This window comes from Flavobacterium sp. (genome assembly GCF_965277525.1).
GTDB lineage: Bacteria > Bacteroidota > Bacteroidia > Flavobacteriales > Flavobacteriaceae > Flavobacterium.
In genome coordinates this window covers 308,037-334,964 of sequence record NZ_CBDIDC010000005.1, presented here as the reverse complement: position 1 = coordinate 334,964, position 26,928 = coordinate 308,037, and the positions used below count along the sequence as shown (strand labels likewise).

Annotated in this window: 29 protein-coding genes and 1 riboswitch; of the genes, 8 read left to right on the top strand and 21 right to left on the bottom strand. The window is 34.2% G+C overall.

Annotated elements, in window-relative coordinates:
* Window positions 1–162: 162 nt before the first annotated feature.
* A complete protein-coding gene (locus ACQY44_RS09830; RefSeq protein WP_428230184.1) occupies window positions 163–2,337 on the top strand; it encodes a TonB-dependent receptor in 2,175 nt (724 codons plus the stop codon).
* A 55-nt stretch (window positions 2,338–2,392) separates the two neighbouring features.
* Here the strand turns inward: ACQY44_RS09830 and ACQY44_RS09825 are convergent, their stop codons facing one another.
* Window positions 2,393–2,806: a Rieske (2Fe-2S) protein gene (locus ACQY44_RS09825; RefSeq protein ID WP_428230183.1), complete on the bottom strand. Its 414-nt coding sequence runs from the start codon at window positions 2,804–2,806 to the stop codon at window positions 2,393–2,395.
* 155 nt (window positions 2,807–2,961) lie between these two features.
* Between ACQY44_RS09825 and greA the strand changes: the two genes are divergently transcribed.
* The gene (gene greA, locus ACQY44_RS09820) at window positions 2,962–3,438 is read left to right on the top strand and encodes a transcription elongation factor GreA (RefSeq protein ID WP_056245179.1); all 477 of its coding nucleotides are present in this window, start codon (window positions 2,962–2,964) and stop codon (window positions 3,436–3,438) included.
* Between the two features lie 69 nt (window positions 3,439–3,507).
* Window positions 3,508–3,894: an HIT family protein gene (locus ACQY44_RS09815; RefSeq protein WP_428230182.1), complete on the top strand. Its 387-nt coding sequence runs from the start codon at window positions 3,508–3,510 to the stop codon at window positions 3,892–3,894.
* Window positions 3,895–3,964: 70 nt separating this feature from the next.
* Here the strand turns inward: ACQY44_RS09815 and ACQY44_RS09810 are convergent, their stop codons facing one another.
* A complete protein-coding gene (locus ACQY44_RS09810) occupies window positions 3,965–5,113 on the bottom strand; it encodes a sensor histidine kinase (RefSeq protein ID WP_428230181.1) in 1,149 nt (382 codons plus the stop codon).
* Between the two features lie 163 nt (window positions 5,114–5,276).
* On the opposite strand from ACQY44_RS09810, the gene ACQY44_RS09805 reads away from it, so the two are divergent.
* The 3 genes from ACQY44_RS09805 to aat all read left to right on the top strand — a co-directional run bounded on the left by ACQY44_RS09805 (window position 5,277) and on the right by aat (window position 7,297).
* On the top strand, window positions 5,277–6,152 hold the full coding sequence (locus ACQY44_RS09805; RefSeq protein ID WP_428230180.1) for a flavin reductase family protein: 876 nt from the start codon (window positions 5,277–5,279) through the stop codon (window positions 6,150–6,152).
* 29 nt (window positions 6,153–6,181) lie between these two features.
* Entirely contained in the window at window positions 6,182–6,553 is a 372-nt protein-coding gene (locus ACQY44_RS09800; RefSeq protein WP_121322382.1) for a DUF3127 domain-containing protein, read from the top strand.
* A 102-nt stretch (window positions 6,554–6,655) separates the two neighbouring features.
* Window positions 6,656–7,297 carry a leucyl/phenylalanyl-tRNA--protein transferase gene (aat, locus tag ACQY44_RS09795; protein ID WP_428230179.1) on the top strand — a complete coding sequence of 214 codons (642 nt, stop codon included), beginning with the start codon at window positions 6,656–6,658 and terminating at the stop codon, window positions 7,295–7,297.
* Window positions 7,298–7,339: 42 nt separating this feature from the next.
* On the opposite strand, the gene ACQY44_RS09790 is transcribed toward aat, so the two are convergent.
* The 12 genes from ACQY44_RS09790 to ACQY44_RS09735 form a co-directional block, all read right to left on the bottom strand.
* Window positions 7,340–8,050 carry a HesA/MoeB/ThiF family protein gene (locus tag ACQY44_RS09790; protein WP_428230178.1) on the bottom strand — a complete coding sequence of 237 codons (711 nt, stop codon included), beginning with the start codon at window positions 8,048–8,050 and terminating at the stop codon, window positions 7,340–7,342.
* A gap of 67 nt (window positions 8,051–8,117) precedes the next feature.
* The gene (thiH, locus tag ACQY44_RS09785) at window positions 8,118–9,239 is read right to left on the bottom strand and encodes a 2-iminoacetate synthase ThiH (protein WP_428230177.1); all 1,122 of its coding nucleotides are present in this window, start codon (window positions 9,237–9,239) and stop codon (window positions 8,118–8,120) included.
* Window positions 9,240–9,337: 98 nt separating this feature from the next.
* Window positions 9,338–10,114 carry a thiazole synthase gene (locus tag ACQY44_RS09780; RefSeq protein ID WP_428230176.1) on the bottom strand — a complete coding sequence of 259 codons (777 nt, stop codon included), beginning with the start codon at window positions 10,112–10,114 and terminating at the stop codon, window positions 9,338–9,340.
* The gene (locus tag ACQY44_RS09775) at window positions 10,095–10,733 is read right to left on the bottom strand and encodes a thiamine phosphate synthase (protein ID WP_428230175.1); all 639 of its coding nucleotides are present in this window, start codon (window positions 10,731–10,733) and stop codon (window positions 10,095–10,097) included. Before ACQY44_RS09775 ends, ACQY44_RS09780 begins: the two co-directional genes overlap by 20 nt.
* Complete coding sequence (locus tag ACQY44_RS09770; RefSeq protein WP_428230174.1) at window positions 10,723–11,478, bottom strand: hydroxymethylpyrimidine/phosphomethylpyrimidine kinase; 756 nt, start codon at window positions 11,476–11,478, stop codon at window positions 10,723–10,725. Before ACQY44_RS09770 ends, ACQY44_RS09775 begins: the two co-directional genes overlap by 11 nt.
* On the bottom strand, window positions 11,445–12,035 hold the full coding sequence (locus ACQY44_RS09765; protein ID WP_428230173.1) for a thiamine phosphate synthase: 591 nt from the start codon (window positions 12,033–12,035) through the stop codon (window positions 11,445–11,447). Before ACQY44_RS09765 ends, ACQY44_RS09770 begins: the two co-directional genes overlap by 34 nt.
* 57 nt (window positions 12,036–12,092) lie before the next feature.
* On the bottom strand, window positions 12,093–13,916 hold the full coding sequence (gene thiC / locus ACQY44_RS09760; RefSeq protein WP_428230172.1) for a phosphomethylpyrimidine synthase ThiC: 1,824 nt from the start codon (window positions 13,914–13,916) through the stop codon (window positions 12,093–12,095).
* Window positions 13,917–14,083: 167 nt separating this feature from the next.
* Entirely contained in the window at window positions 14,084–14,290 is a 207-nt protein-coding gene (thiS, locus tag ACQY44_RS09755; protein ID WP_428230171.1) for a sulfur carrier protein ThiS, read from the bottom strand.
* Window positions 14,291–14,355: 65 nt separating this feature from the next.
* Window positions 14,356–14,453, bottom strand: a riboswitch (TPP riboswitch).
* An 87-nt stretch (window positions 14,454–14,540) separates the two neighbouring features.
* Window positions 14,541–15,101, bottom strand: coding sequence for a DNA-3-methyladenine glycosylase I (locus tag ACQY44_RS09750; protein ID WP_428230170.1), 561 nt, complete (start codon window positions 15,099–15,101; stop codon window positions 14,541–14,543).
* A gap of 7 nt (window positions 15,102–15,108) precedes the next feature.
* Window positions 15,109–15,561 (bottom strand): lipocalin family protein, encoded by a 453-nt coding sequence (locus ACQY44_RS09745; protein WP_428230169.1) that lies wholly within the window; start codon window positions 15,559–15,561, stop codon window positions 15,109–15,111.
* A gap of 24 nt (window positions 15,562–15,585) precedes the next feature.
* A complete protein-coding gene (locus ACQY44_RS09740) occupies window positions 15,586–16,227 on the bottom strand; it encodes a hypothetical protein (RefSeq protein WP_428230168.1) in 642 nt (213 codons plus the stop codon).
* Window positions 16,224–16,904 (bottom strand): queuosine precursor transporter, encoded by a 681-nt coding sequence (locus tag ACQY44_RS09735; RefSeq protein WP_428230167.1) that lies wholly within the window; start codon window positions 16,902–16,904, stop codon window positions 16,224–16,226. The genes ACQY44_RS09740 and ACQY44_RS09735 overlap by 4 nt, the downstream gene beginning before the upstream one ends.
* A 168-nt stretch (window positions 16,905–17,072) precedes the next feature.
* Between ACQY44_RS09735 and ACQY44_RS09730 the strand changes: the two genes are divergently transcribed.
* Window positions 17,073–19,193 (top strand): M3 family metallopeptidase, encoded by a 2,121-nt coding sequence (locus ACQY44_RS09730; RefSeq protein ID WP_428230166.1) that lies wholly within the window; start codon window positions 17,073–17,075, stop codon window positions 19,191–19,193.
* Between the two features lie 275 nt (window positions 19,194–19,468).
* On the opposite strand, the gene tsf is transcribed toward ACQY44_RS09730, so the two are convergent.
* From tsf to ACQY44_RS09700, 6 genes are all read right to left on the bottom strand, one after another.
* Window positions 19,469–20,431, bottom strand: a complete 963-nt coding sequence (gene tsf, locus ACQY44_RS09725) for a translation elongation factor Ts (protein WP_089353103.1) — start codon at window positions 20,429–20,431, stop codon at window positions 19,469–19,471.
* Window positions 20,432–20,569: 138 nt separating this feature from the next.
* Window positions 20,570–21,373 carry a 30S ribosomal protein S2 gene (rpsB, locus tag ACQY44_RS09720; protein ID WP_428230165.1) on the bottom strand — a complete coding sequence of 268 codons (804 nt, stop codon included), beginning with the start codon at window positions 21,371–21,373 and terminating at the stop codon, window positions 20,570–20,572.
* 176 nt (window positions 21,374–21,549) lie between these two features.
* Window positions 21,550–21,936, bottom strand: coding sequence for a 30S ribosomal protein S9 (gene rpsI / locus ACQY44_RS09715; RefSeq protein WP_428230164.1), 387 nt, complete (start codon window positions 21,934–21,936; stop codon window positions 21,550–21,552).
* A complete protein-coding gene (gene rplM, locus ACQY44_RS09710; protein ID WP_007808911.1) occupies window positions 21,936–22,391 on the bottom strand; it encodes a 50S ribosomal protein L13 in 456 nt (151 codons plus the stop codon). The genes rpsI and rplM overlap by 1 nt, the downstream gene beginning before the upstream one ends.
* 192 nt (window positions 22,392–22,583) lie before the next feature.
* Window positions 22,584–23,396, bottom strand: a complete 813-nt coding sequence (locus ACQY44_RS09705; protein ID WP_428230163.1) for a ferritin-like domain-containing protein — start codon at window positions 23,394–23,396, stop codon at window positions 22,584–22,586.
* Window positions 23,397–23,422: 26 nt separating this feature from the next.
* Window positions 23,423–24,169: a ferritin-like domain-containing protein gene (locus ACQY44_RS09700; protein ID WP_428230162.1), complete on the bottom strand. Its 747-nt coding sequence runs from the start codon at window positions 24,167–24,169 to the stop codon at window positions 23,423–23,425.
* Window positions 24,170–24,666: 497 nt separating this feature from the next.
* Here ACQY44_RS09700 and ACQY44_RS09695 point away from each other — a divergent pair, with 497 nt between their 5' ends.
* Window positions 24,667–25,695 (top strand): LacI family DNA-binding transcriptional regulator, encoded by a 1,029-nt coding sequence (locus ACQY44_RS09695; protein ID WP_428230161.1) that lies wholly within the window; start codon window positions 24,667–24,669, stop codon window positions 25,693–25,695.
* 47 nt (window positions 25,696–25,742) lie between these two features.
* Here the strand turns inward: ACQY44_RS09695 and ACQY44_RS09690 are convergent, their stop codons facing one another.
* On the bottom strand, window positions 25,743–26,885 hold the full coding sequence (locus tag ACQY44_RS09690) for a hypothetical protein (RefSeq protein WP_428230160.1): 1,143 nt from the start codon (window positions 26,883–26,885) through the stop codon (window positions 25,743–25,745).
* Window positions 26,886–26,928: the final 43 nt, after the last annotated feature.

Genomic DNA, 26,928 nt, shown 5'->3' with positions numbered 1-26,928 from the left:
GGTGCTCTAAATAACGAGCTGAGATCATACCCAAAGAACCTGAGCGAGTAATGTCGCTAAGGGAAATAAACGACAATTTTAGCGTGCACACTATATTTTGTCGTGAAACATTTATTAATTTAACAAAGAATAATTCCCCCTTTTATTCGTAATTCTTTACGAATGAAAACTTTTTTAAAAAGTGCTTTAAAAGCAACAAAGGCTCAAAGGTTCAAAGGCTCAAAGGTTCAAAAAATGGGCAGAACCAAATCTATTTTCTTTCTTCTTTCTTCTATTTTCTTTACACAATTTTCTTTCGCGCAGGAGCAGGATTCAACCAAAGTCAACAAGCTTGATGATGTATTAGTTTCAGCAGTTCGTGTGACTACAAAAACTCCGGTTACTTTTAGTAATATGGATAAAAAGGAAATTAAATTTAGAAATTTGGGACAGGATATCCCTGTTTTAATGAATTATCTGCCATCTGTTGTTACTACTTCTGATGCAGGAGGCGGAATAGGGTATACAGGAATCAGAGTTCGAGGAAGCGATGCTACAAGAGTAAACGTGACCATTAACGGGATTCCTTACAATGATGCAGAAAGTCAGGGAACTTTTTGGGTAAACATGCCGGATTTTGCTTCCTCTGTAGAAAGTCTGCAGTTACAGCGAGGAGTAGGAACGTCGACCAATGGTTCAGGAGCTTTCGGAGCAAGTTTAAACATGCTTACAGATAGTTATGCTTCAAAACCAACCGGAGAAATTTCCAGTTTTTACGGAAGTTTCAATTCCAATAAAAATACCGTAAAATTCAGTACAGGTTTACTAAATGATGATTTTGAATTAGCCGGGCGTTTGTCTACCATTAAATCTGATGGTTACGTAGATCGTGCCAGTTCTGATTTAAAATCATATTTTTTACAAGGAACCTATGTTGGAAAAACGACTTTAATTAAAGCTTTAGTTTTTGGAGGAACTGAAAAAACATACCAATCCTGGAACGGTATTGACGCTGAAACCTTAAATGCAGATCGTACTTTTAATTCTGCAGGAATGTATACAGATGAATCAGGAAATGTGCGTTTTTATGATAATGAAACGGATAATTACAAACAAGACCATTATCAATTACACTGGAGCGAATCATACTCAGATAAATGGAGCAGTACTTTAGCTTTTCATTACACAAAAGGAAAAGGATATTACGAAAATTACAAAGAAGAGGCTACTATGGCAGACTACGGTTTACAGCCTGTTGGTACAGTAACTACAACTGACTTAGTACGTCAGAAATGGTTGGATAATGATTTCTACGGAACCACATTCTCGGTAAAATATAAAGAAGAAAAACTGGATGTTATTTTAGGTGGAGGCTGGAATAAATATGAGGGTGATCACTATGGTAAAGTAATATGGGCGAGATATGCTTCACAGTCAGAGCCGGGAGATCATTATTATGATGATTCGTCAACTAAAACAGATGGAAACATTTTTGCAAAGGCAAATTATCAGTTTACAGAAAAATTAAGCTTTTATGGTGATTTACAATATAGAAAAGTAACATACAAAGCGAATTCTTATGAAACAGGAGTTGTTGATGATGACTTTAATTTCTTTAATCCAAAAGCAGGTTTAAACTACGAAATCAACAACAAGAATACACTTTATTTCTCTTACGCCAGAGCCAATCGTGAACCAAACAGAACTGATTACGAAGGAGGGAAGGTGAAACCGGAAAAACTAAATGATTTTGAATTGGGCTGGAGATTTAATTCGGAGAAATTTCAACTGACTTCAAATATATATTATATGGGATACAAAGATCAATTGATCTTAACAGGAAGACTTGATGATGTTGGATCGCCAATTCGTGCCAATACCGAAAAAAGTTACCGTTTAGGATTTGAATTAGATGCGACAATCAAACTTTCAGAGAAATTTATTCTAAGACCAAATTTTACTTTAAGCAGCAATAAAAATGTTGATTTGGCTGTCGAAGGGCAATATTATGGAACAACTAAAATAGCCTATTCTCCAGAAGTTATCGCAGGAAATATTATTGTGTATAGCCCAATTGAAAGTTTACACGTATCATTATTACAGAAATATGTTGGAGAGCAATACATGAACAATATCGAATTGCCTTCGGCCAAATTAGCGGATTACTTCGTAAACGATCTGAATGTTTCTTACGAAATCAAGCCAAAATCAATCTTTAAATCCATTATGATTACCGGTTTAGTGAATAATATTTTAGATAAAAAATATGTTTCAAACGGAGCAATGTATGATATATATCCATACTATTACCCGCAAGCAGGAATTAATTTTTTAGCCGGACTGACATTGAAATTCTAGAAGATTCAAAAAATATAAAAAAGCCTGAAAATGTAAACTTTCAGGCTTTTTTATTTTAATTATATACGTGAATCACAGTTCCGCTTACTTCAACTCGGTATTGTTTTAAGGGATATTCTTTGCCGCCAAGTCCGGTAAATAAACTGTATTCTGATTTATCGCAAGAACAAACAGCATTAATTCCGTTTATAGTCATAGCAATACATGAAGTTAAAGCCTGATTTGGACAAGCAGCATCAAATGCATTATAACCACTGCCGGCATTAAAAATAATAATTCCTTTTGCACCATAATTTGGAATAATAACACCATTACTGACAAATTTAAGATTGGAGTAAGCAGGTAGATTCATGTCGACAGATAAGTTAACAGAATAATTTGGTATGTTAGGATTTTTGTTGCTGACACCGTTATCACTACAAGAGAAAAGGATAGAAACAAACGCGATTAAAAACCAGAATTTTTTCATTATTTTAATAAGAATTAGTGAAACAAAAATAAATTATTTAGATTTGATTTTTATATGATTAACATATAATTATGTACTATTAAAAATAATAGTATATTTGTAATACAAAATCCCGTCCCGATGGGATTTTTTGTATTTATATAAACGACGAAGTTATGAGTAAAGTATCTTATTATACAGCAGAAGGATTAAAAAAATTAAAAGATGAGTTGGAGCATTTAAAAAGTGTAATGCGTCCAAAGGCATCTCAAGATATAGCAGAAGCAAGAGACAAAGGTGATTTATCTGAAAACGCCGAATATGATGCAGCAAAAGAAGCGCAAGGTTTGTTAGAAATGAGAATTGCTAAAATGGAAGAAGTATATTCTAATGCAAGATTAATAGACGAATCGCAATTGGATGTTTCGAAAGCATTGGTACTCTCTAATGTGAAGATTAAAAACCAAAGCAACGGAATGGAAATGAAATATACGCTTGTTGCTGAAAGTGAAGCGGATTTGAAAACGGGAAAAATCTCCGTAACGTCTCCTATTGGAAAAGGCTTACTAGGAAAATCTGTTGGAGAAGTAGCTGAAATTACAGTGCCAAACGGAGTTTTGAAATTTGAAATATTAGAAATTACAAGAGACTAAATAGTTTTAAAAGTTTAGCCGGTTATTTGTTTAATCGGTTAAACGGATAAATGATTAAACAAATAAACAATGTCAATATTTACCAAAATAGTAAACGGAGAAATTCCTTCTTATAAAATTGCTGAAGACGATAATTATTTGGCTTTTTTAGATGTAAATCCAAATGCTAAAGGACACACGCTTTGTATTCCGAAACAAGAAATCGATAAGATTTTCGATCTCGATGATGAGTTGTATTTAGGTCTAATGAAGTTTTCTAAGAAAATTGCAATTGCTTTGGAGAAAACCGTTTCTTGCAAAAGAGTCGGAATGGCAGTTGTAGGTTTAGAGGTTCCTCATGCACATGTTCATTTGATTCCGTTAAACGAAATGGATGAAATGCGTTTTCATAATAAAGTGTCACTTTCTAAAGAAGAATTTGAAGCTTTGGCTAAAAGTATTCAGACGAATTTGTAAAACATCATGTCAGGCTAAGCGAAGTCAAAGTCCCCGACAAAAAAATAAAGTGTAGTAAGAGTAATTTTTGCTACACTTTTTTATTTAATAAAATCTGAAATGTAGTTCCTTTTCCAATTTCAGAATTCAGAACTTTTATTTTTCCGCTATGGTATTCTTCGACGATTCGTTTGGTTAACGAAAGTCCTAATCCCCAACCTCTTTTTTTGGTAGTAAAACCAGGTTCGAAAATCGTTTTGAATTGCTTTTTAGAAATTCCTGTTCCGGAATCTTTCACATTTATTTTTACATGATGCGCATCTTGTTCAATTTGAAGATCTAAAGTTCCTTTTCCCTTCATGGCATCAATGGCATTTTTTATTAAATTTTCAATCGTCCAGCTGTGTAACGTTGGATTTATCAGAACTAAAACAGGTTCTTTGGGACCATGATAAGAAAAAGTAACTTGTTTAGAAAAACGGGACTGCAAATATTCATAAGTATTCAAAGTCTCAGCAACAATATCTTGCTCTTCTAAAACGGGAACAGAGCCAATTTTAGAAAAACGATCTGTAATAGTTTGTAATCGTTCAATGTCTTTTTCTATCTCTAAAGTGATTGATTGATCGATTTCTTCCGTTTTTAATATTTCAACCCAGCCAATTAAAGAAGATAAAGGCGTCCCGATTTGATGTGCGGTTTCTTTTGCCATTCCTGCCCAAAGTTTGTTTTGGGTGGCCATTTTGGTAGTTTTGTAGAAATTGTAAATCAAGGCGCCAAACAAAAAAATGATGAGTAATAACGCAACAGGATAATATTTGAGTTTATTGATTAATGCAGAATTTCCATAATAAACTTCCTGATGTTTCCCCGGCGCGTATTCAATAACGATAGGTTCATTTTCATTCTTTAAATTATTTAAATAGGACATTGATTTCTTTTCGTCAGCCAGAATTTCGTCAGGAACATTCACGGAGCTAATCACCTTATCATACATGGTAAGCATGACAGGGACAGAGGTATTGTTGTTTAAAATATTAAGCGGTAAATCTAAATCGGTATTTTCATCGGCATTAATTAAAGTCTTTTGTGCATTGGCCCAAAGGTTCATCTTTAAACGTTCTTCGTTTTTGAAAATCTGGAAAAAAGTATAGGTATTCCAGAGAATCAGAGAAATGATTAAAAAGGAGACGGAAATAATAATCCAACGAGTTGTATTTCTACTTTCAGAAAAACGCATAAACTAATTTTTGTGGTATAAATATAACGAAATAAACACATTTAATATTTTGTAAAGCTTTAAAGATTTTTTTGTTTTTAAGTCCTAAAGTATTTCTTTGGCACAAACGATTTCTATACTTTTGTAGTTGCCGAAATGAGGTTCGGTTAAAAAGAGAAATTCTATGATTAGTATCGATCCTAAGGAAATTACAACGGTAAAATTGCAAGGTTATTTGCAAAGTGCTGTGGGGCCAAGGCCTATTGCTTTTGCAAGTACGATAAGTACAAAAGGAATTCCAAATTTATCGCCTTTTAGTTTCTTTAATGTGTTCAGTGCCAATCCGCCAATTTTGGTTTTTTCGCCAGCGCGTCGTGTTCGTGACAATACGATAAAACACACTTTGATCAATGCCGAAGCAACTCGTGAAGTAGTGATTAATGTAGTCAATTATGATATGGTACAGCAAACATCATTAGCCAGTACCGAGTATGGAGAGGGTGTAAACGAATTTATCAAAGCCGGGTTAACACAGATTCCGTCAGATTTTGTAAAACCATATCGTGTAAAAGAGTCTCCGGTGCAGTTTGAATGCAAAGTTACGCAGATTATTCCGCTGGGAAATGAAGGAGGAGCGGGGAATTTAATACTTTGTGAAGTGGTAAAAATTCATATTCATGAATCGATTTTAGATGAAAATGGAGCTATTGACCAGCATAAAATTGATCTGGTTTCAAGACTGGGAAGTAACTGGTACTCAAGGTCGAATCAAGGACTTTTTGAAGTGCCAAAACCACTAACAACATTAGGGGTTGGTGTAGATGTAATTCCGAACAATATCAAGGAAAGCAAGGTTTTTAACGGAAATGACCTCGGAAAATTAGGTAACATTGAAGCCTTGCCTACAAAGGAAGAAGTTAGTATATTTGTGAAAGAAAATTTTTCGGTAAAAGGAGTATTAAGTTCCGATGATCAGGAAAAGGTACATTTAGAAGCCAAAAAATATTTGAATAACGATGATATTTCTTCGGCATGGAAAGTACTTTTAGCAAAAAAATAGAAAAGAAACAATAATTAATATAGAAGAAGATGGAAGTTACAGGAAAAGTAAAAGTGGTGAACCCAGAGCAACAAGTTAGTGCTGCATTCAAAAAAAGAGAGTTGGTTGTTACCACAGATGAGCAGTATCCACAGCATATTTTGATCGAATTTACACAAGATAAATGCGATTTATTAAGTAGCTACAAACAAGGAGAGGCAGTAAAAGTTTCTATCAATTTAAGAGGAAGAGAATGGGTTAATCCACAAGGAGAAACCAGATATTTCAATAGTATTCAAGGTTGGAGAATCGAAAGACTAGCACCGGAAGGACCTGGACAAACTCCAGCAATGCCAGCTGCAGAAGCTTTTGCACCAGCGACAAACTTAAACGAAGACGAACCGGACGATTTACCTTTCTAAGAAGTAAATAAAGGGTAAAATCTTAAAAAGTAAATTCCAAATTCCAATTCATAAAATGTGCAATTGGAATTTGGAATTTTTTATATTGGAATTTTTTAAAAGATGTATTACGTATTCAACGATTTATTTTTTCCTCCAGTTTCAGAAGCCGATGAAGAAGGCATTCTGGCAATTGGCGGTGATTTAAAATCAGAAAGATTGAAATTGGCGTATCAAAGTGGTATTTTTCCCTGGTTCAACGAAGGAGAACCCATTCTTTGGTGGTCACCGGATCCCAGAATGGTTTTATTTTTAGATGAATTGGCAGTGTCTAAAAGTATGCGTAATATCCTGAATCGAAATCAGTTTAAAGTTACTTTTAATCAAAATTTTAGAGATGTAATTTCAAATTGTCAAAAAATAAAACGTGAAGGTCAAAACGGAACATGGATTTCAAACGAAATGATCGATGCTTATTGTAAACTCAATGAGCAAGGTATTGCAAAATCTGTTGAGGTTTGGCAAGATGAGGTTTTAGTTGGAGGTTTATACGGAATCGATTTGGGACATGTTTTTTGTGGAGAAAGTATGTTTTCAAAAGTCTCAAATGCATCAAAAATAGCTTTTATTGCTTTGGTGAATTATTTGAAAAAAGAGAATTATAAACTTTTGGATTGCCAGGTTTATAATCCGCACTTAGAGAGTCTGGGTTGTCGCGAAATTAATCGTGAAGAATTTATTTCTATTTTAGAAGACAAAAGATGATCAGAATCATCGTGTTCTGTTGGAATTGGAGAGAAAATTTTTCTAGAAATTCAATTTTATAAAACTGTAATTCAGTGTATTAAAAAGAACGAGTTCATTTTTTAAGGTTGGTAATTCCAAAATTAATTTTAGGGTTTCATGTGCCATCATAGTTCCTATAATTCCGGGTAAAGTTCCCAGAACACCATTCAAATTACAATTCGGTACATCTTTCGGATCAGGCATTTCAGGAAATAAATCACGTAAATTTTTACTTCCGTTATGATTAAAAATGGCGATTTGTCCTTCAAAATTTAAAATGCTTCCGTAAACCAATGATTTTTGTAAAGCAACACAAGTATCATTGACCAGATAACGTGTGGTAAAATTATCTGAACCATCTACAACAATATCATATTGCTGAATAATTTTTGATGCATTTTCAATAGTCAGTTTTTCGCGAATGGCAATTACTTCGATCAATGGATTTAGCTTTGAAACGACTTCTTTAGCAACGAGAGCTTTTTCCTGTCCAATTTCATTTTCCGTATATAAAATCTGTCGGTGCAAGTTGTGAATTTCGATAGTATCAAAATCCATAATCCCTATAAAACCTACACCTGCAGTAGCAATATACTGCAGAATCGGGCAGCCCAATCCTCCGGCACCAATTACTAAAACTTTGGTTTTTTTGAGTTTTTCCTGACCTTCGTCGCCAATTTCAGGTAAAATGGTTTGTCTGTTGTAACGGAGAAATTCTTGTATAATGCTCATTTTTTAAATTGTAAAGGGTAAAATGTGATTTGTTAAATTTGAAACCTGAAATCCGAAACTTTAAATGTTAAACTTGATAACTAAAATTTTTGTTCCAATCCTTCCAAACGGGTTCGTAACCTGAGTTTGTTATAATTTGCGCGATTTCTTTGGCTGAACGTTCGTCGCTGATTTCAAATTGTTCCAGAGATTGCGGATCAACAACATAACCTCCAGGATTGGTTTTAGAACCGGCACTCATACTCGTAACTCCAATTGGGATAATGTTGTTTCTGAATTTTTCATTTTCTCTTGTTGAAATTGAGATTTCTAAATCTTCATTCCATAAACGATAGACACAAATAAGTTGTGTTAAATCCTTATCATCCATAATAAAATTGGGTTCGATAATACCTTCTGCCGGACGAAGCCTCGGAAATGAAACGGAATATTTGGTTTGCCAATATTTCTTCTGAAGATAATCGAGATGTAAGGCATTAAAGAAACTATCTGTTCGCCAATCTTCTAAGCCTAACAAAACACCCAGTCCAATTTTGTGAATTCCTGCAGTTCCAATTCGGTCTGGAGTTTCTAGCCTGTAATCGAAATTTGATTTTTTACCTTTTGTATGGTATTTTTTATAGACTTCCTGATGATACGTTTCCTGATACACTAAAACGGAATAAACACCAGCTTCGTGCAATCGTTCATAATCTTCTGTCGAAAGTGGCTGAACTTCAACAGAAATAATCGAAAATTGTTCTCTTATTAAAGCAATGGCATTTAGAAAATAATTAATGTTTACGGTATAATTTGCTTCTCCGGTTACCAATAGAACATGATCAAAACCAGTATTTTTTAAAGCTTCGACTTCGAGTTTAATTTCAGCATCTGAAAGTGTTTTTCGTTTGATTTTATTGTCTAAACTAAAACCGCAATAGGTGCAGATATTTTGACATTCATTGCTAAGATAAAGCGGCGCATACATTTGGATCGTTTTTCCGAAACGTTTTTTAGTGATTTCGTGGCATTCTTGTGCCATTTGCTCTAAATAATTTTGTGCAACAGGAGAAATTAAAACCAAAAGGTCATCAAGATTGCGTTTGGTTTTAGACAAAGAACGCTCTACATCTTTTGATGTGGTTTGATATATTTTTGATTGAATAGTATCCCAATCGTATTGTTCAAAAACCGACTTAAATGTTTTCATAGTTTTTTAACCGCAAAGAGCGCGGAGATTTACGCAAGGTTAGCAAAGCTTTGTGTTGTTAGCGCTTTTCTTTGCGGACTTTGCAGTTAAATTATTTATTAGTCATATAAAAAAGACGTTAGCGGACTAGAAGCAATTCCATAATTTTGTTGATGAGCAATTTTAGCCTCAAAAGCTTTTCGTCCTGCAATAACAGCTTCTCGAAAAGCTTCTGCCATTAGTTTTGGATTTCCGGCTACGGCAATTGCAGTATTCACCAAAACAGCATCGGCACCAATTTCCATGGCTTTTGCAGCGTCAGATGGGGCACCTATTCCTGCATCTACGATTACCGGAACATTGCTTTGTTCGATTATAATCTCAAGAAAATCTATTGTTTTTAAGCCCTTATTACTTCCAATTGGTGAACCTAAAGGCATTACGGCAGAAGTTCCTGCATTTTCCAAATGTTTGCACAAAACAGGATCAGCGTGAATGTAAGGAAGAACAATAAAACCAAGTTTAGCTAGTTCTTCTGTGGCTTTTAAAGTTTCGATCGGATCCGGCATCAAATATTTTGGGTCAGGATGAATCTCTAGTTTTAGCCAGTTGGTTTCTAAAGCTTCTCTTGCTAATTGTGCAGCAAAAACAGCTTCTTTGGCATTTCTTGCTCCGGAAGTATTGGGTAATAAATGAATGCTGGGATGCTGTAAATGCGATAAAATAGCATCAGTTTCTGTTTCTAAATCGATGCGTTTTAGGGCAACGGTAACCAATTCGCTTTCAGAGGCTAAAATAGCTTCCTCCATTTGTTGATTCGAACCAAATTTTCCGGTGCCTAAAAATAGTCGGGAGGTTAGAATTTTGTCTCCAATTTTAAACAATGACGTTTGCATATAACTTTTCGTTTAGTTGTTGAATTAGTTTCTTTTTTTGATCACTATTTGTGATTATTCCGGAAACGGCGATTCCGTGAATTCCGGTTTCCATTAATGGATTTATATCTTTTAGTGTAATGCCTCCAATGGCATAAACGGGAATCTCTATTTTGTTGCTTTTTAATTTTTGAAGAATTTCGTAATAACCTGACAAACCTAAAATTGGGCTTAATTTTTCTTTTGTGTCCGTAAATCTAAAAGGTCCTAAGCCAATATAATCGCAACCATTTTTTACATGATCCCCAATATCCTCATAGGTATTCGCAGTGCCTCCAATGATTTTTGCAGGGCCTAAAATCGTTCTGGCTTCATCGATTTTCATATCTGATAAGCCTAAGTGTACGCCGTCTGCAGCTACTTGCTGGGCAAGATAGAGATTATCATTTACAATGAAATTGGCAAGATATTCTTCGCATAAAAATTTTACTGCTTCGGCTAAGGCAAAAGTATCTTTGGCGGTTTGGTTTTTAAATCGCATTTGTACCAAATCACATCCTGCATCTAACGCCTGATGAATATTGTATAACTGTTCTTTGATTGTTTTTCCTTGTGAGATGTATTGCAGTTTATGGTACATAATGATATCCGATTAAATTTGTAGTTGAACTCAGGTATTTTTCGATGTAGTTTTTAGCATTTTTGCATGCTTCGATTAGAGGAAAATTCAAAGCTAAATTTGCTGTAATTGCAGATGATAATACACAGCCGGAACCGTGTTTCTCAAAACATTTTTCTTTAGACGGAAGCAAGTCAATGATTTCATTTTTAAGAAATAAACGATCTGTTCCTGTTTCAGAAGGATTGTGTCCGCCTTTTAGTAAAACAGAAGTTGGAATTTGGTTTTGTAGCCAAAGTTTCTCTGAAATAAAACCCGGAAATAATACTTCTATTTCATTATAGTTGGGCGTAATCAGGTCGATTTTGGATAAAATTGTATTCAATTCTAATTGATCTGTGATCGTCATAAATTCGAATTTTGTGGTTGATTTTAAAACAGGATCCCAAACGATTTTAGTTGTTGGAGATAATATTTTTATTACTGAAAGAATTTGGTTTAAATAATCTAAAGAGGGGACAATTCCAATTTTGACAGCTTTGATTTCATAGCTTTTAAATAAAGTTTCAATAGATCGAATTACAAAGTTCAAATCCGTCCATTCAATTTCAAAAAACTTATTTTCAGTCTGAATGGTATTGGCGGTTGTTATCGCAAATCCGATAACCTGATGTTGCTCAAATGTTTTGATGTCAGCCAAAACACCGGCGCCACCAGTAGGGTCAAAACCTGCTATACTGAGTACGAAAGGACGATTTGTTGACATAATTTGAATTGTTTTATTGGGTTTTCATTATTCCAGATACTTCCTAAAAGAGCCACATCATCAAAACCATTTTCAAGTGCTTTTTGAATGTTTTTAGAGTCAATTCCGCCTAAAGCGATTACTTTGGCATTATTGTTTGTTCTTAAATTTAAAGCTTCAAAAAGATTTGTATTTGGATGATAATCTTCTTTAGAGATACTTCTAAAAACAGGACTTAAAAAAGCATAATCAAAATCATTTTCTAAAGCATTAAAACCTTCAATAGCATGTGTTGATGTTGAAAATATCTTCTCACTATAATCCATTAAAAAACTATGTTTCCTTTCCTTTTCGGAAAAATGAATACGATTAATTCCAAAATCTTCAGCTAAATCGTGATGATTGTGTAATACCAGTTTAGATCGATCTTCCTGTTTGATCTGATAAATAAATTGAGCCATTTCGAAAGCAGAAAAATCAGGTTTCCGAATATGAAGCAAAGACAATCCTTCTTCAAATAAAGAATCAATAATGCTGATTTCATTTGCAATAGCAGAAGGATTTGTAATTACGATCATAGTCTTTCCTCTTTATTCTTTCTTCTATTCTCTTTGTTCTTTTCTCTATCCTCTTCCTTAAATATAAATCTCTTTCCCTTGCTCAATAAACTCTTCTGATTTCTCCTGCATGCCTTTTTCGGCAGCAGCAACATCACGAATTTCCTGAGATATTTTCATCGAACAGAATTTTGGTCCGCACATCGAACAAAAATGTGCCACTTTTGCACCATCAGCCGGAAGTGTTTCATCGTGAAATTCTCGTGCTGTATCCGGATCTAATGATAAATTAAACTGATCTTCCCAACGAAACTCAAAGCGGGCTTTGCTCAATGCATTATCACGATATTGTGCTCCCGGATGTCCTTTGGCTAAATCAGCCGCATGTGCTGAAATTTTATAAGTAATAACACCATCTTTTACATCTTTTTTGTTAGGCAAGCCAAGGTGTTCTTTTGGCGTAACATAACATAGCATTGCACAACCGTACCAGCCAATCATAGCGGCTCCGATGGCAGATGTAATATGATCATAGCCTGGTGCAATATCAGTTGTTAATGGGCCTAAAGTATAAAATGGCGCTTCATGACAATGTTCCAATTGTTTGTCCATGTTTTCCTTAATCATGTGCATCGGTACGTGACCTGGACCTTCTATAAAAACCTGAACGTCATGTTTCCATGCAATTTTAGTCAGTTCGCCTAATGTTTCTAATTCAGCAAATTGTGCAGCGTCGTTGGCATCTGCAATAGATCCCGGACGCAAACCATCTCCTAAAGAAAATGCCACATCATATTGTTTCATGATTTCGCATATTTCTTCAAAATGCGTGTATAAAAAGTTTTCTTTATGATGAAATAAACACCACTTTGCCATGATCGATCCGCCACGGGAAACGATTCCTGTAACACGATCAGCTGTTAAGTGAATGTAGCGTAATAAAACTCCTGCATGAATGGTAAAGTATGAAACGCCTTGTTCTGCCTGTTCGATTAAAGTATCGCGGAAAACTTCCCAGGTTAAATCTTCAGCAATTCCTTTTACTTTTTCCAAAGCCTGATAAATAGGGACAGTACCAATTGGAACCGGAGAATTACGAATAATCCATTCTCTGGTTTCATGAATGTTTTTTCCTGTTGATAAATCCATGATAGTATCTGCGCCCCAACGGCAAGCCCAAACTGCTTTTTCAACTTCTTCTTCGATACTTGATGTTACAGCACTGTTACCGATATTGGCATTTATTTTTACCAGAAAATTACGCCCGACAATCATCGGTTCGCTTTCAGGATGGTTGATATTATTTGGGATGATGGCCCTTCCGCAAGCCACTTCACTACGAACAAATTCCGGAGTGATCTTGCTTTTCGGAGTGTTTGCCCCAAAGCTATGTCCGCTATGCTGACATTTCATGGCGCTGGTTTGTTCGTTTAAAAGCTCAATGCGCTGGTTTTCACGAATCGCAATATATTCCATTTCCGGAGTTATAATACCTTGTTTAGCGTAATACAATTGTGTGACATTTGCACCTTTTTTAGCCCTTTTTGGCTGATGTAAATATTCAAAACGAAGATGATCTAAACTTTCATCTTTTAGTCGGGTTTGTCCGTAATCTGATGTGATTACGTTGAGGATCTCGACATCATTTCTGTTTAAAATCCAACTTTCGCGTAAGCGTGGTAAGCCTTTACGAATGTCAATTTCGATGTTTGGATCTGTATATGGTCCTGAAGTATCGTAAATTGTTACAGCTGGATTTTTTTCGATTCCGCCATTAGAAAGTTTGGTATCACTAAGAATTACTTCGCGCATTGCTACTTCTATTGGATGAATTTCGCCTTTTACGTATACTTTTTTGGAGTTTGGAAAAGGGGTTCTGGAGATTTTTTCTTCGTTAGTCATAAAGGGAAGTTTAAAAGTTTTGTTTCAAGTTTCAGGTTTCAGGTTTTGATCTTGATTATAGATTTGCTTATGGTTTTTCCGTAGAGATGCACAGCAGCGCGTATACGTTGTTCTGTACGAATTTGGAATTTTGAAAAATTTGGAATTTATCCCGGTAGTTATCGGCACTATCCCCCCTGTGTGGCTGAAATGATTAAAATTTCGTCAGTTTCGGATACAAGATGTTGGTTCCAATTGATTCTTGGAACAACGGTATTGTTAATGGCAACGGCGATTCCGTTTTGTTTATTTGGAATTTCGAGATCGAGCAATGATTGAACGCTTAGCGATTCAGCATTGAATTGTTTGATTTGTTGGTTGATTTTTAGTTCCATTCCTTTTGAATTTAGTATATAGTTATACTTTAGGAATGGCTACAATTACGCATAAGAATGCGCGCAGAAGTCATCTTACTTTTCCCTACGCTAGTATGAACTAGATCAGGTTCAGAGGGTAAAATCTCAGCCTACTTATTAGTAGACACCCCTAAAGTGTGAAGCAAATGTAATATATTTTTGTTTGAAAGTTGAAAAAAAAATCAAGTTTCAGGTTTCAAGTTGTTGGAAAACTTAAAATTGCGAATGTTTACTTAGTTCTTGTCCAGCAATCTTCGATATGATCATTGACCATTCCGGTGGCTTGCATATGGGCATAAATAACGGTTGAACCTACGAATTTAAAGCCTCTTTTTTTTAAATCTTTACTAATTTCATCTGAAAGTGGAGTAGTGGCGGGAACATCTTTTGATGTTTTTGGATGGTTGATGATAGGTTTTCCGTTGGTGAATTTCCAGATATATTTAGAGAAAGTTCCAAATTCTTCCTGTACTTTCATAAAGGCCTGTGCGTTTGAAATTGTAGCGCGGATTTTTAGTTTATTCCGAATAATTCCACTGTCCAGCAATAACGATTCTATTTTTCCCTCAGGATAATTGGCGATTTTTTTATAATCAAAATGATCAAAAGCTACTCTGAAATTTTCTCTTTTGTTTAAAATAGTGATCCAGCTTAATCCAGCCTGAAAAGTTTCTAAAATTAGAAATTCGAACAAAGAGGGATCATCGTAAACCGGAACTCCCCATTCGTCGTCATGATATTTTTTATATAAATCGCTGGCAGAGCACCAGCCGCATCGTATTGGATCCATTTTTAAACTATATTTTTTTAAATATCGAAATTTCTGAAACTGTTTCCTTTTCTATTTGAGATGTAATTCTAATCTTCAGACTACTTTTATTTAACAGTATGATTTCTGAATTTGCTGGTTCCAGGTTTTCTATATTCCCTTTTTTAAGAGAAAGAATTGATCCGTTTTTGGTGTATTTTCCATCGTCTTCCATCGTCACACATTTTCCGTTATCTTTTTTAAATAGTACAATTTTATATGTTCCATCAGATAGAAATTCCATATAATCTTTGCCACACTCTGTTATATTGGTACGGTCTGTAAAAATTTCTTTACCAACAGGCCCAATTCCATATTGTGAGAACTCCCACTTGCCAACAATTGATGCATTGTTTACGGTACTACTGTCGTCGTTGCTACAGCTTGTAGAAATTACTCCTATTGTTGTTAAAAATAAAAAGAGAGTACTTAGTTTTTTCATTTAGTGATTGATTTCTTTTGTGATTTATTTTCCTATTTTCCAATGATAGCCTTTTACAGAAGGAATGTAAGCCGAAGTACCTATGATGATTAGGTCATTATAGATCTTTTTATTGTATTTAATTCCGATTGCTTTTCCGGAAGTGTACATTTTATTGGCTTCAAATTTAATCTTCATTCGGGCATCTGTAAATTTTGCATCGGATATTTTCTCAACAAACCAGGTCGATTTCCATTTGATGTCGATTTCATCTTCAGCAGTTTTAGTGATGCTTTTAATTAGTTTAACGCCTTCTTTTGGAATGTTATGTTCTTCGATTAGTTCTTTCTGGGTTAATGTTTCTCCCATTTTACAAGTAGATAGTATTTTTTTTAAATAGCTAAAGCCTTTTAGTTTTTCAGGGTCTAAAGTTCCTGCTTCTGTACTGTCTTTTGCAGTAGTTGCTTCTGCTGTAGTCGTTTTATTGTTACTGGTTTTTTTATGTAATATTGTTTTGGCAATAGAATCTTTTACTGCTGATATAGTTTCAACGGTGCTTTTTGAAATGCTTTTTATTTTTTCTGAGATATTTGTAGTAGATTGTAACAACTGCTCACGATCCGTTTTATTACAGCTAATCCCACAGCCTAAAATGAGAATTAACAAAACTATTTTTCGATTTTTCATTTGATTTTTTGTTCTTTTTTCTCAGCAACATGGTCTTCTTCGAGATATTTTTTTATCAAATGATGTCCGGCATAAATTAGTGGTGTTAATAAAATGGCTATCGCTAATTTGAAGGTATATCCAATTAAAGCAGAGGAAAGAAAGGTGTCAAAATTAATTTTTCCGGGTAACCAAAAGGCAACTCCAAGAACAATAAAGGAATCAAACAATTGTGAAATTACAGTGGATCCTGTTGTTCTGAGCCATATTTTCCTTTCTCCGGTTTTTCTTTTGAAAAACCAGAATATCCACACGTCAATTAGCTGAGAGGCCATAAAAGCAATTAAACTACCTACAATGATCCACATACTTTGTCCAAAAACAGCTTGAAATTGTTCGTCATTGACAGGACTAATTCCTTTGGCAGCCGGAATTACAATGGCCATAAATAAGATTAAAAAAGCATAAGCAATTAAACATGCCGTTATAAAAGACAGTTTTTTTACGCCTTTTTCGCCAAAATACTCATTGATCAAATCAGTAGTTAAGAAAACTACTGGCCAGGGCAGAATACCAATACTCATTACAAATGGTCCAACTTGAATTAATTTTCCTCCAATAAGTTCAGCGACAACGGCATTAGTGATAAAGATGCCAGCCAGAATTACAAAAACAATTTCTTTTCGGGTTTTAAACATATGTGTGGTAAATGATGTGCCAAATTTAAACTATTTCTCTATAACTTGTAAATGATAATTTTAAATTAAAGTAACGTTTATAGATTATCTGAAAGTTAAAATTTTCTTTTGAATGCTGATTTTTAGTTACATTTGGAACAATAACATATTTAAATCAAATTAATGATAATGAAAAAATTAATGACAATTTTTCTCATGGGAACAACTTTATTTGCGGCCAACGCACAAACGACTTCCGATAATCCATTACTGAAAAAATGGACAGGACCTTATGGAGGTGTTCCTGCCTTTAATGAGTACAAGGTTTCGGATTTTAAACCTGCACTTCAATTTGCGATTCAGGAAAAACTAAACGAGGTTGATGCTATTGCAAACAATCCAAAAGCACCAACTTTTGATAATACGATTGCTGCTTTAGAGCGTTCGGGTAAAACAATATCCCGAATTTATACTGTTTATGGTATTTACGGTTCTACGTTAAGTACTCCGGAATTTAATGCTGTAGAAACAGAAATGTCTCCAAAATTATCTGAGTTTAATGACAAAATTTTACAAAACAAAAAACTGTTCACCAGAATAGAAACTTTGTATAACTCAAAAGAAAGTAAGAAGCTTACCAGTGAACAACAACGTTTGATTTGGTTGTACTACACTGATTTTGTTCGCGAAGGTGCTAAATTAAATGAAAAAGACAAGGAAAAAGTAGCTAAGATCAATCAGGAATTGGCAAGTCTTTTTACAAAATTCAGTCAGAATTTATTAGCAGAAGAGCACAATCAATATGTAGCATTAAAAACAGAAAGTGATTTTGATGGTTTACCGACTGAAGTAAAAAATGCTGCAATTGCTGAGGCAAAAAGCAGAAAATTGGATGTTATGGGCTGCGTAGCAAATACGCGTTCGTCTATTGAGCCCTTTTTAACTTTTTCTACTCGTAGAGATTTAAGAGAGAAAGCATTTGATATTTTTGTAAAGCGTGGTGATAATGGTAACGCAAATGATAACAATACAACGCTTGTTTCTATTTTGCAATTACGTACTGAAAAGGCAAAACTATTAGGTTTTCCTACCTTTGCTGATTGGAGTTTGTCTAATAAGATGGCAAAAGATCCTAAGAAAACATTAGATTTAATGATGTCAGTTTGGGAGCCTGCTGTAGAAAAAGTGCACCAGGATGTTGCTGAAATGCAAAAAATTGTGGATGCCGAAGGAGGTAAATTTAAAATTCAGCCTTGGGATTATCGTTATTATGCTGAAAAAGTTAGAAAAGCAAAATACGATTTAGATCAAAACGAAGTTAAGCCTTACCTGCAGTTAGAAAATTTACGTGAAGGTATGTTTTGGGTTGCTGGTGAATTGTTTAATTTAAGCTTTAAGCAAATTACAAATGTTCCGGTTTATCATCCTGATGTACGTGTTTGGGAAGTTAGTAATAAGATTACCGGTAAAGTAGTTGGACTGTGGTATTTTGATCCTTATGCACGTACAGGAAAACGTTCCGGTGCATGGATGAATGCTTACCGTGATCAACAAAGAATGGATGGAGAAGTATTAACTATAGTGTCTAATAATTGTAATTTTATTAAAGGAACTGCAAATGAGCCGGTTTTGATTTCATGGGAGGATGCAACCACATTATTTCATGAATTTGGACATGCGCTTCACGGATTATGTTCTAATGTAACGTATCCAAGTTTAGCAGGAACATCTGTTGCGAGAGATTACGTAGAGTTTCCGTCTCAATTGTTAGAGCACTGGCTGGCTACTCCTGAGGTGTTGAATAAGTTTGCTTTGCATTATAAAACAAATCAACCATTGCCACAATCATTAGTAGACAGAATTGAAAAAGCGGCTAATTTTAATGAAGGTTTCTCTACTGTAGAAACGATTTCAAGTTCATTAATTGATATGAAATTGCACTTGGCTACAGAAACTATTGATCCTCATAAATTTGAAAAAGAGACTTTGGATGCACTTCATATGCCATCAGAAATTGTAATGCGTCATAGAATTCCACAATTCGGACATATTTTCTCAGGAGATGGATATGCTGCGGGATATTATAGTTATTTATGGGCTGATGTCATCAATGCAGATGCTTATGAAGCTTTTACAGAAGGAAAAGGACCATATGATAAAGAAGTTGCGAAGCGTCTTTACGATAATGTTTTCAGTGTTGGAAATACTATTGATCAGGAGAAAGCGTATGAAAACTTTAGAGGAAGAGCGCCTAAATCGGATGCGTTAATGCGTGCCAGAAACTTCCCTATTATAGAGAAGAAAAAATAATAAGAAAAGATTCTAATTAAGGTCCCCGGATAATGTATAATTATTCGGGGATTTTTTTAGCCACAGATTTTAAAGATTTAACAGTCTTTATTATATTGATGATAAAAGATTTAATGGCTAAAGTATTAAGTTACTGATTTGCTAAGTTTGTTTTTAAGCTTTAAATTACTACACCTTGATTAATCTTATAAACCTACGGACGATAAGAAATTAAAACGAAAAAAGCCCTGAATAAATGAATATTCAGAGCTTTTTTATATTGAAATAATAGTATATTAACCTAAAGTAACTCTTTTGAAACCTGTAATTTCAACATTGAATCCTTTAACATAATCACCAACTTTTTTGCTATCATCTTTGATAAAGTTTTGATCTAGTAAAGCTTTCTCTTGGTCTAAAGTAGTGTTGTCAGAGATAAAACGTTGCACTTTTCCTGGGATAATTTTGTCCCAAATTTGCTCTGGTTTACCTTCAGCTTTTAATTCAGCTTTAGCATCTTCTTCCGCTTGTTTTAAAACTTCTTCAGTTAATTGAGAGAAAGAAATGTATTTAGGAACATTTTTTAAAGTTTTTCCTAAACGTTTTGCTTCTTCATTATCCTTTTCGATTACAGCAATACGAGCAGCAAGTTCAGATTCAACGAAAGCAGGATCAAAATCTTTGTAAGATAATGTATCAGCTCCCATAGAAGCAACTTGCATAGAAACATCTTTAGTTAAAACGTCAGCGTTAGGAATTGCAGCAGAAATTGCAGTTAATGCAGCAATTTTGTTAACGTGAACATAAGATCCAACAAAAGCACCTTCTAAAATTTCAAAACCACCGATTTCGATTTTTTCACCAATAACTCCAGTTTGCTCGATTAATTTTTCAGCAACAGTAATTCCGTTGAAATCTGAAGCTAAGAATTCTTCTTTAGAAGAGAAGTTGATCGCTCTTTCTACTAATTCTTTAGCCAAAGTTACGAAAGCCTCATTTTTACCTACGAAATCTGTTTCGCAGTTTAAAGTGATGATAGCTCCTTTAGTTTTGTCAGCATTAACAAAAGAAACAGCAGCTCCTTCAGAAGACTCACGGTCAGAACGGTTAGCAGCAACTTTTTGTCCTTTTTCTCTAAGGTTTTGTATAGCTTTATCGAAATCTCCATCAGCTTCAACTAAAGCTTTTTTACAGTCCATCATTCCGGCACCTGTAGTTTGTCTTAATTTATTTACGTCTGCAGCAGTAATTGTTGCCATAATATTTTGAATTTTAATGTTAAAAGTAAAAATTCCATCTTCTAAATCCCAAACTCCAATTTTATTAAATTATCAACATAACGTTTTTAATTTTGTATTTGGAATTTGGAATTTAAAATTTGGAATTTAAAATTTGATTTATTCTTCAGTTGCAGCAGGAGCAGCAGCTTCAACAGCTGGTGCAGCAGGAGCAGCTTCTACAGCAGCAGGAGCCGCAGCTTCTTCTGTTGTAGTCTCAGTTTCTTTGTCAGAACCTCTGTCAGAAAGACCGTCGATTACAGCAGCAGTAACTAAAGATAAAATTTTGTCAATTGATTTAGAAGCATCATCATTTGCAGGAATAACGTAATCAACCTCTCTTGGGTCAGAATTCGTATCAACCATTGCGAAAACTGGAATGTTTAATTTTTGTGCTTCTTTTATTGCGATATGTTCAGCTTTGATATCTACTACGAACAATGCAGCTGGTAGTCTAGACATGTCAGCGATTGAACCTAAGTTTTTCTCTAATTTAGCACGTAGACGATCAACTTGCAAACGCTCTTTTTTAGATAACGTCATGAAAGTACCATCTTTCTTCATTTTATCAATAGAAGACATTTTTTTAACTGCCTTTCTGATAGTTACAAAGTTAGTTAGCATTCCGCCAGGCCATCTTTCAGTGATGTAAGGCATGTTTGCAGCTTTTGCTTTTTCAGCAACGATGTCTTTTGCTTGTTTTTTGGTAGCTACGAATAAGATTTTTCTACCTGATGCAGCGATTTTTTTCAAAGCTTCATTAGCCTCTTCAATTTTTGCTGCAGTTTTATATAGATTGATAATGTGAATACCATTACGCTCCATATAAATGTATGGGGCCATATTTGGGTCCCATTTTCTAGTCATGTGTCCAAAGTGAACACCTGCTTCTAGTAAGTCTTTTACTTCTATTTTGTTTGCCATTTTTGTACTAGTTTACGTTCTGTTGATTAGCAATGCATAAATGGCGGTTTCCCAGGCTTTATACATTTAGATGCTAAACTATTTCCTACCTCGGTAGGAGAGCAACAACAACTGTGTTTTTTAATTTCAATAAATAATTGATCATGTCTTGTCCTAATTGAACAAGACAGGTAATATTAACGTTTAGAGAATTGGAATCTCTTACGAGCTTTCTTCTGACCGAATTTCTTACGTTCAACCATTCTTGGATCTCTTGTTAATAAACCTTCTGGTTTTAAGATAGCTCTGTTTTCAGCATTTACTTCACACATAACGCGTGCTAATGCCATTCTTACAGCTTCTGCCTGACCAGTTGACCCACCTCCGTAAACGTTTACTTTTACATCAAAGTTAGTTACATTTTCTGTCATAGACATTGGTTGTAAAACTTTGTATTGTAAAGTTGCAGTTGGAAAGTAAGTTGCGAATTCTTTTTTGTTTACAGTGATTTTTCCTGTTCCTTCAGAAACATATACACGTGCAACAGCGGTTTTTCTTCTACCGATTTTGTGAATAACTCCCATTACTTAAGATCGTTTAGGTTAACAGTTCTAGGTTTTTGAGCTCCTTGTTTGTGCTCAGAACCTACAACAACATTTAGATTTCTAAAAAGTTCAGCTCCTAATTTATTTTTAGGTAACATTCCTTTTACAGCTTTTTCTACTAATAATGCAGGGTTTTTAGATTGCAATACTTTAGCAGTTAAAGTTCTTTGTCCTCCTGGGTAACCTGTATGACGCATGTAAATTTTGTCATTCATTTTTGTACCTGTAAGGTTAATTTTTTCTGAGTTGATAACAATTACGTTATCTCCACAGTCAACGTGCGGTGTGTAACTTGGTTTGTACTTACCTCTTAAGATCATTGCAACCTTTGAAGCAAGACGACCTAAGTTATGACCTTCAGCGTCTACAACAATCCACTCTTTAGTAACAGTGGCTTTGCTTGCTGAAATTGTCTTGTAGCTTAATGCGTCCATAATATTATTTTAATTAAACATTCCATCCCCAATAAAGGGGATGCAAAAGTACAATTAATTATTTTAAAACCAAATACCTGAAAAGAATATTTTATCTGCTGAAAATCAGGGTGTCAGTTTTATATTTAAAACAATAAAAAAAAACCACCTTCACAATAACGCGAAGGTGGTTCAATATTTAGAATTGTTTTGTTAAACAATAAATAAATTTGCAATGTCAACGACTTGTTGTGTCGTAAGTGGCTCATCGTAAGCTTCTGATCCTGCAGCGGCTCCAAATGCAGTGGAAGTATTAAATCCTGCCTGTACAGTAACTCCTTCACCATTATAAACAGCTTGGGTAGCATCAGGCATTCCTGCGCCTCTTTCACTGTTAGAAATCCATCCTTTTAATCCTCGTAATCTACGTACTTCAGAGGCATGACGTGCTTCTACAGAATGTATTTGTAATGCAGCAGTTAATAAATCCGGTGTCGTAATTAAATTTGCTGCCTGACCTTTGTAAGCTCTTACCCCCGTATCTTCAAAGGCTTGAGCCAGGGCTAAAAAGGTTGGATAATCATGAAACGGATCAAATGCACCTCCAACAGTAAAATCAAAAGTAGGTTTTGCAACAAAATTAGCACTTGCTGGTCCGCCGAGTCCTGCAATTAAAAATTTAACATGATCTGACTCATGTAATGCTATCTGTTGAAAAACTTTTAAATCACGCCCGCCATTTTCTGATGCAGGAATTACACCTGAATCCAATGCCATGGCATAAAATTCGTTTTCAAGGTATTCTAATGTAAGAGCAAATTGCAAAGCTCCAATTGGAGTTGCCGGTGTGGCAGTAATATCTTTTGCGAATGCTTTATTTGCCATTGCAGATAATCCGAATGGGATTGATGCATATGCCAGTGTTTTTCCTATGTTTCCAAACTGATTAAAACTATCTCTTCGAGAGCTGGTGCTTCTCATTAAGCTATCATCAGTAAATGTTTCTATAAATTTTAAAATATTCATAATTTCTAAGTTTTAGCTAGTTAAGATTAAGGTAAATATTTGGCAGTAAATTTTGTAGTGATAAATCCACCTGCAATTGGCAGGATTTTAGAAGGATCTTTAGCAACATCCAATCCTGTTGTTGCGTTTACAACGTCATCACCTGCAAAATCCTTAGAGTTAGGATTGATTAAACTTCTAATAGCTGACGCATGTCTCGCTTCTACCGAAACAATTTTTCCGGCTAATAGTAAATAATCAGCACTTTTGATCAATTTTCCAGCTCCGTTATAAGCAGCAACTCCCGTGTCTTCAAGTGCTTTTGCTGTTGCAAGAACATCGGTACGGCTATTGAAATTCAAAGCTCCATAGTTAAAAGCTAACGTAGGAAGCAATTGTGTGCTCGGATTAGGAAGTGCTCCTGTTAAAGCAGCTTTAAAAAAGTCCCTGTGAATTACTTCGTGATGATATAAATCAGTTAGTACCTGACGCTCAATATCGTTAAAAGTGCTGTTGAATGCTGATGAATTTACAACTTTAGTATAAAAATCAGCTTCTAGTTGCTCTAAGGCGTAAGCATATGTTAATACACCAAAATCTCCGGAGCCTAAGTCAAAGACACCATTTCGAACTCCTGGAAGCGATGTGTCTTCTGGCTCGTTATCATCGTCATTGTTGCTGCAACCAGCGATTACCAGACCCGCGCTTGCCAATGCCAAGCCACTGAGCTTTAAGAAGCTCCTTCTGTTATTCAATGAGCGGTCAACTTCATGAATTTTAACTTCGTTTTTCATAATTTAATTCTTTAAAGTGTTATTAATAGTAATTATAATTATTCCGTAAATAGATATAAACGAGATTTTTAGGTGTGCGGTTTTTGATTTTTGGCTTTTTATTAAGTTTTTTTTGGCTTTTCTAATAAAGATAGGTAATTACATCATAATTAATTTTAATTATGATGTAAAATTCTGTTATTTAATGCTTTGAGAATATTTTTAATAAAATATTTTTTATTAAAAAGTGTTTAATTCCTTGGGGTTGGCGGAATTTGTAGGGTAAATTTTATTATTTGAATAATAAAAAATAAAGGTAAGTAATTTCTTTAAAATATTTTATATTCGTAGCAAAAACTTTATGGAAGCTAATTTTGCAATTTATTTTTCTGTCATTTTTTCTACCTATTATAAAGGAACAGTATAATTAATTAAAAATTTCACCTAAGTATGACATGTTTTTGTTATAATTTGCCCAATTCAACTATATTTGTATCAATTCAATAAAATTATCTTAAATGAAAGCTAAAGCAACTTTAAAGCAAATCGCAAAAGAACTCAATGTTTCTGTGTCTACAGTTTCTAAAGCACTTAATGATAGTCCGGAAATTAGTGAGCAAACGAAGGTAAAAATTAAGGAGTACGCCAAACTCAAAAATTATAAGCCTAATGTTATAGGCCTTAACTTGAAGAATCGTAAAACGAAAACGATTGGCGTAATTATACCTAATATATTAAATTCCTTTTTTGCTAAGGTTTTTAGCGGTATCGAAAAGGTAGCCGATAAAAAAGGATACAATGTAATTACCTGTATTTCTAACGAATCTTTAGAGAAAGAAATTCATACGCTAGAAATGCTGAGCAACGGAACCATTGATGGTTTTATTTTATCAGTTTCTGAAGAAGCGCAAAAATTACACGAATTCAGTCATTTCTCAGCCATTATAAATGATGGAACTCCTATTGTAATGTTTGATCGTATTGCAGATGAAGTAGAATGTGACAAAGTGGTTGTAGATGATTTTGATTCTGCTTTGAACTCAACACAACATCTAATCAATTTAGGATGTAAAAATATTGCCTTAATTTCTTCTGTTGATAATTTAAGCGTTGGAAAATTAAGAGCTGATGGATATCTAAAAGCTTTGGCAGATAATAATATTCCGGTAAACGAAAAAATTATTCTTCGTACTGATTCTGAAGACGATATGAAAGCTAAGATTGATGCTATTTTTGATCATAAAATTGATGCGATTTTTGCTCTAGACGAAAATGATTCCGTTGCCGCTTTACGTGTAAGTCTGAAAAAAGGGTATAAAGTTCCCGAAGATATATCAATAATTGGTTTTGCCGATGGAATTTTAGCGTCGAGACGTTTATCTCCAAGTTTAACAACGGTTAGTCAACACGGAATCGAAATTGGAGAAGTTGCTGCCAAACAACTGATCAAACGTCTGGAAGAATCGGAAGAAGAAACTTCGGATTATGAAACCATCGTCATCAAAACAAAATTGAAAGAACGAGAATCGACAAGAAAAAAAGCTTAAAATAAATAAACAAAAAAAAACATTCGCCAACGAATGTTTTTTTTTGTTTATAAGTGAGGCTTTATTTTCTTAACAAGATATAAATGGCTCTCTTTCTTATCGTGGATAAAAGTAAAATCTAAATTGGGATTCGTATAAAAGCCATATTCTGATTTTAAACGATCTTCCATTTCTTTTTGTTTGTCTCTTATCGTATCATATATCGATTTTGCTTTATTGTCATGATCATCAAGAAAAACGTCTTCTCTTTTAAATTTTAAAGTGTCATTTGCGAAAAGGATATTAACATAGGCAATCCCATCCCAATAATAGTAAGTGTAATTAGCGTGAGATTCAGTGCGTCCCATTACATTTGAATTGTAATCTAATTTTTGAAAGTATCTAAAAAGTATCTTGTTATCAGGTATTTTGCCAAATGCATTTTCGTTAATGACTTTTTTATTGTGTTTAGCGCTTTCAATTTGAGCCTCATTAGATATTTTAGATCCTACACCATACAATACGTACCATTGATTATTGGTGAAATACATTATTGATTCTCTTTTATCAACAGGTATTGATTTGTCTCTCCAGGCGTAAAAATTGTCTAAGTAGGTACAATTAGGTAATATAGTGTCGTAATAATATTTTGATAGTTTTTCAGTATCCCAAGTGAAATCTTTGTTTATGGGGATAAAATCTTTTTTTGTTTTGTTTCCGTCAGTTGGCCAGCTTTGATAATATAGCAGATCTTTGTTTACTATTTGTTTGTTAAGTAATACAATGTCGCCAAACTCTGATTGATTCGAAGAAGAAGTTTTATAATTAAGGGTATCTGAAATGTTTCCTAAAGAATCCATTTTAAATAATGTGTTAAAAAAAAGATCACCGGTATTTCCTCCTCCATGATCATACGGTTCTGTTTTGGTGATAACTTTGAGTATGATTTTTTCTTTAGAAATTGCAAGTACCTGACAATATGAATTTGGATTATACTTTTCTCCCTTATGAAATAATACTATAGTGTGATTGCTAAAGTTTTTAATTTCAGATAATTTTTTATAATTCGCAAACTCCTTAGGTACCTCTTTCTTGGGCAAAAGATTGATAAAAAAAGTATCCAAACCCAAAGCCAGACTAACATTAGCGGTATATACCAAAAATAGAATAATGGCTATTGATAAGAAATATATCATTGATTTTTGTTTCATCTGTTATCTTATGGGTTTGGTCAATTTTATATAGAAAATCGAT

What these genes read in the sequence shown, in the direction of transcription:
- ACQY44_RS09810 (WP_428230181.1), bottom strand. Translation starts at nt 5,113, where the DNA reads ATGCGTTTTTCTGAAAGTAGAAATACAACTCGTTGGATTATTATTTCC.
- tsf (WP_089353103.1), bottom strand. Translation starts at nt 20,431, where the DNA reads ATGGCAACAATTACTGCTGCAGACGTAAATAAATTAAGACAAACTACA.
- ACQY44_RS09805 (WP_428230180.1), top strand. Translation starts at nt 5,277, where the DNA reads ATGATTAGTATCGATCCTAAGGAAATTACAACGGTAAAATTGCAAGGT.
- ACQY44_RS09700 (WP_428230162.1), bottom strand. Translation starts at nt 24,169, where the DNA reads ATGAAAAACGAAGTTAAAATTCATGAAGTTGACCGCTCATTGAATAAC.
- ACQY44_RS09690 (WP_428230160.1), bottom strand. Translation starts at nt 26,885, where the DNA reads ATGAAACAAAAATCAATGATATATTTCTTATCAATAGCCATTATTCTA.
- thiH (WP_428230177.1), bottom strand. Translation starts at nt 9,239, where the DNA reads ATGAAAACATTTAAGTCGGTTTTTGAACAATACGATTGGGATACTATT.
- ACQY44_RS09770 (WP_428230174.1), bottom strand. Translation starts at nt 11,478, where the DNA reads ATGTCAACAAATCGTCCTTTCGTACTCAGTATAGCAGGTTTTGACCCT.
- aat (WP_428230179.1), top strand. Translation starts at nt 6,656, where the DNA reads ATGTATTACGTATTCAACGATTTATTTTTTCCTCCAGTTTCAGAAGCC.
- ACQY44_RS09730 (WP_428230166.1), top strand. Translation starts at nt 17,073, where the DNA reads ATGAAAAAATTAATGACAATTTTTCTCATGGGAACAACTTTATTTGCG.
- thiC (WP_428230172.1), bottom strand. Translation starts at nt 13,916, where the DNA reads ATGACTAACGAAGAAAAAATCTCCAGAACCCCTTTTCCAAACTCCAAA.
- ACQY44_RS09780 (WP_428230176.1), bottom strand. Translation starts at nt 10,114, where the DNA reads ATGCAAACGTCATTGTTTAAAATTGGAGACAAAATTCTAACCTCCCGA.
- ACQY44_RS09695 (WP_428230161.1), top strand. Translation starts at nt 24,667, where the DNA reads ATGAAAGCTAAAGCAACTTTAAAGCAAATCGCAAAAGAACTCAATGTT.
- rpsB (WP_428230165.1), bottom strand. Translation starts at nt 21,373, where the DNA reads ATGGCAAACAAAATAGAAGTAAAAGACTTACTAGAAGCAGGTGTTCAC.
- greA (WP_056245179.1), top strand. Translation starts at nt 2,962, where the DNA reads ATGAGTAAAGTATCTTATTATACAGCAGAAGGATTAAAAAAATTAAAA.
- ACQY44_RS09740 (WP_428230168.1), bottom strand. Translation starts at nt 16,227, where the DNA reads ATGAAAAATCGAAAAATAGTTTTGTTAATTCTCATTTTAGGCTGTGGG.
- ACQY44_RS09825 (WP_428230183.1), bottom strand. Translation starts at nt 2,806, where the DNA reads ATGAAAAAATTCTGGTTTTTAATCGCGTTTGTTTCTATCCTTTTCTCT.
- thiS (WP_428230171.1), bottom strand. Translation starts at nt 14,290, where the DNA reads ATGGAACTAAAAATCAACCAACAAATCAAACAATTCAATGCTGAATCG.
- rplM (WP_007808911.1), bottom strand. Translation starts at nt 22,391, where the DNA reads ATGGACGCATTAAGCTACAAGACAATTTCAGCAAGCAAAGCCACTGTT.
- rpsI (WP_428230164.1), bottom strand. Translation starts at nt 21,936, where the DNA reads ATGGGAGTTATTCACAAAATCGGTAGAAGAAAAACCGCTGTTGCACGT.
- ACQY44_RS09775 (WP_428230175.1), bottom strand. Translation starts at nt 10,733, where the DNA reads ATGTACCATAAACTGCAATACATCTCACAAGGAAAAACAATCAAAGAA.
- ACQY44_RS09815 (WP_428230182.1), top strand. Translation starts at nt 3,508, where the DNA reads ATGTCAATATTTACCAAAATAGTAAACGGAGAAATTCCTTCTTATAAA.
- ACQY44_RS09735 (WP_428230167.1), bottom strand. Translation starts at nt 16,904, where the DNA reads ATGTTTAAAACCCGAAAAGAAATTGTTTTTGTAATTCTGGCTGGCATC.
- ACQY44_RS09800 (WP_121322382.1), top strand. Translation starts at nt 6,182, where the DNA reads ATGGAAGTTACAGGAAAAGTAAAAGTGGTGAACCCAGAGCAACAAGTT.
- ACQY44_RS09745 (WP_428230169.1), bottom strand. Translation starts at nt 15,561, where the DNA reads ATGAAAAAACTAAGTACTCTCTTTTTATTTTTAACAACAATAGGAGTA.
- ACQY44_RS09830 (WP_428230184.1), top strand. Translation starts at nt 163, where the DNA reads ATGAAAACTTTTTTAAAAAGTGCTTTAAAAGCAACAAAGGCTCAAAGG.
- ACQY44_RS09790 (WP_428230178.1), bottom strand. Translation starts at nt 8,050, where the DNA reads ATGAGCATTATACAAGAATTTCTCCGTTACAACAGACAAACCATTTTA.
- ACQY44_RS09765 (WP_428230173.1), bottom strand. Translation starts at nt 12,035, where the DNA reads ATGATCGTAATTACAAATCCTTCTGCTATTGCAAATGAAATCAGCATT.
- ACQY44_RS09705 (WP_428230163.1), bottom strand. Translation starts at nt 23,396, where the DNA reads ATGAATATTTTAAAATTTATAGAAACATTTACTGATGATAGCTTAATG.
- ACQY44_RS09750 (WP_428230170.1), bottom strand. Translation starts at nt 15,101, where the DNA reads ATGGATCCAATACGATGCGGCTGGTGCTCTGCCAGCGATTTATATAAA.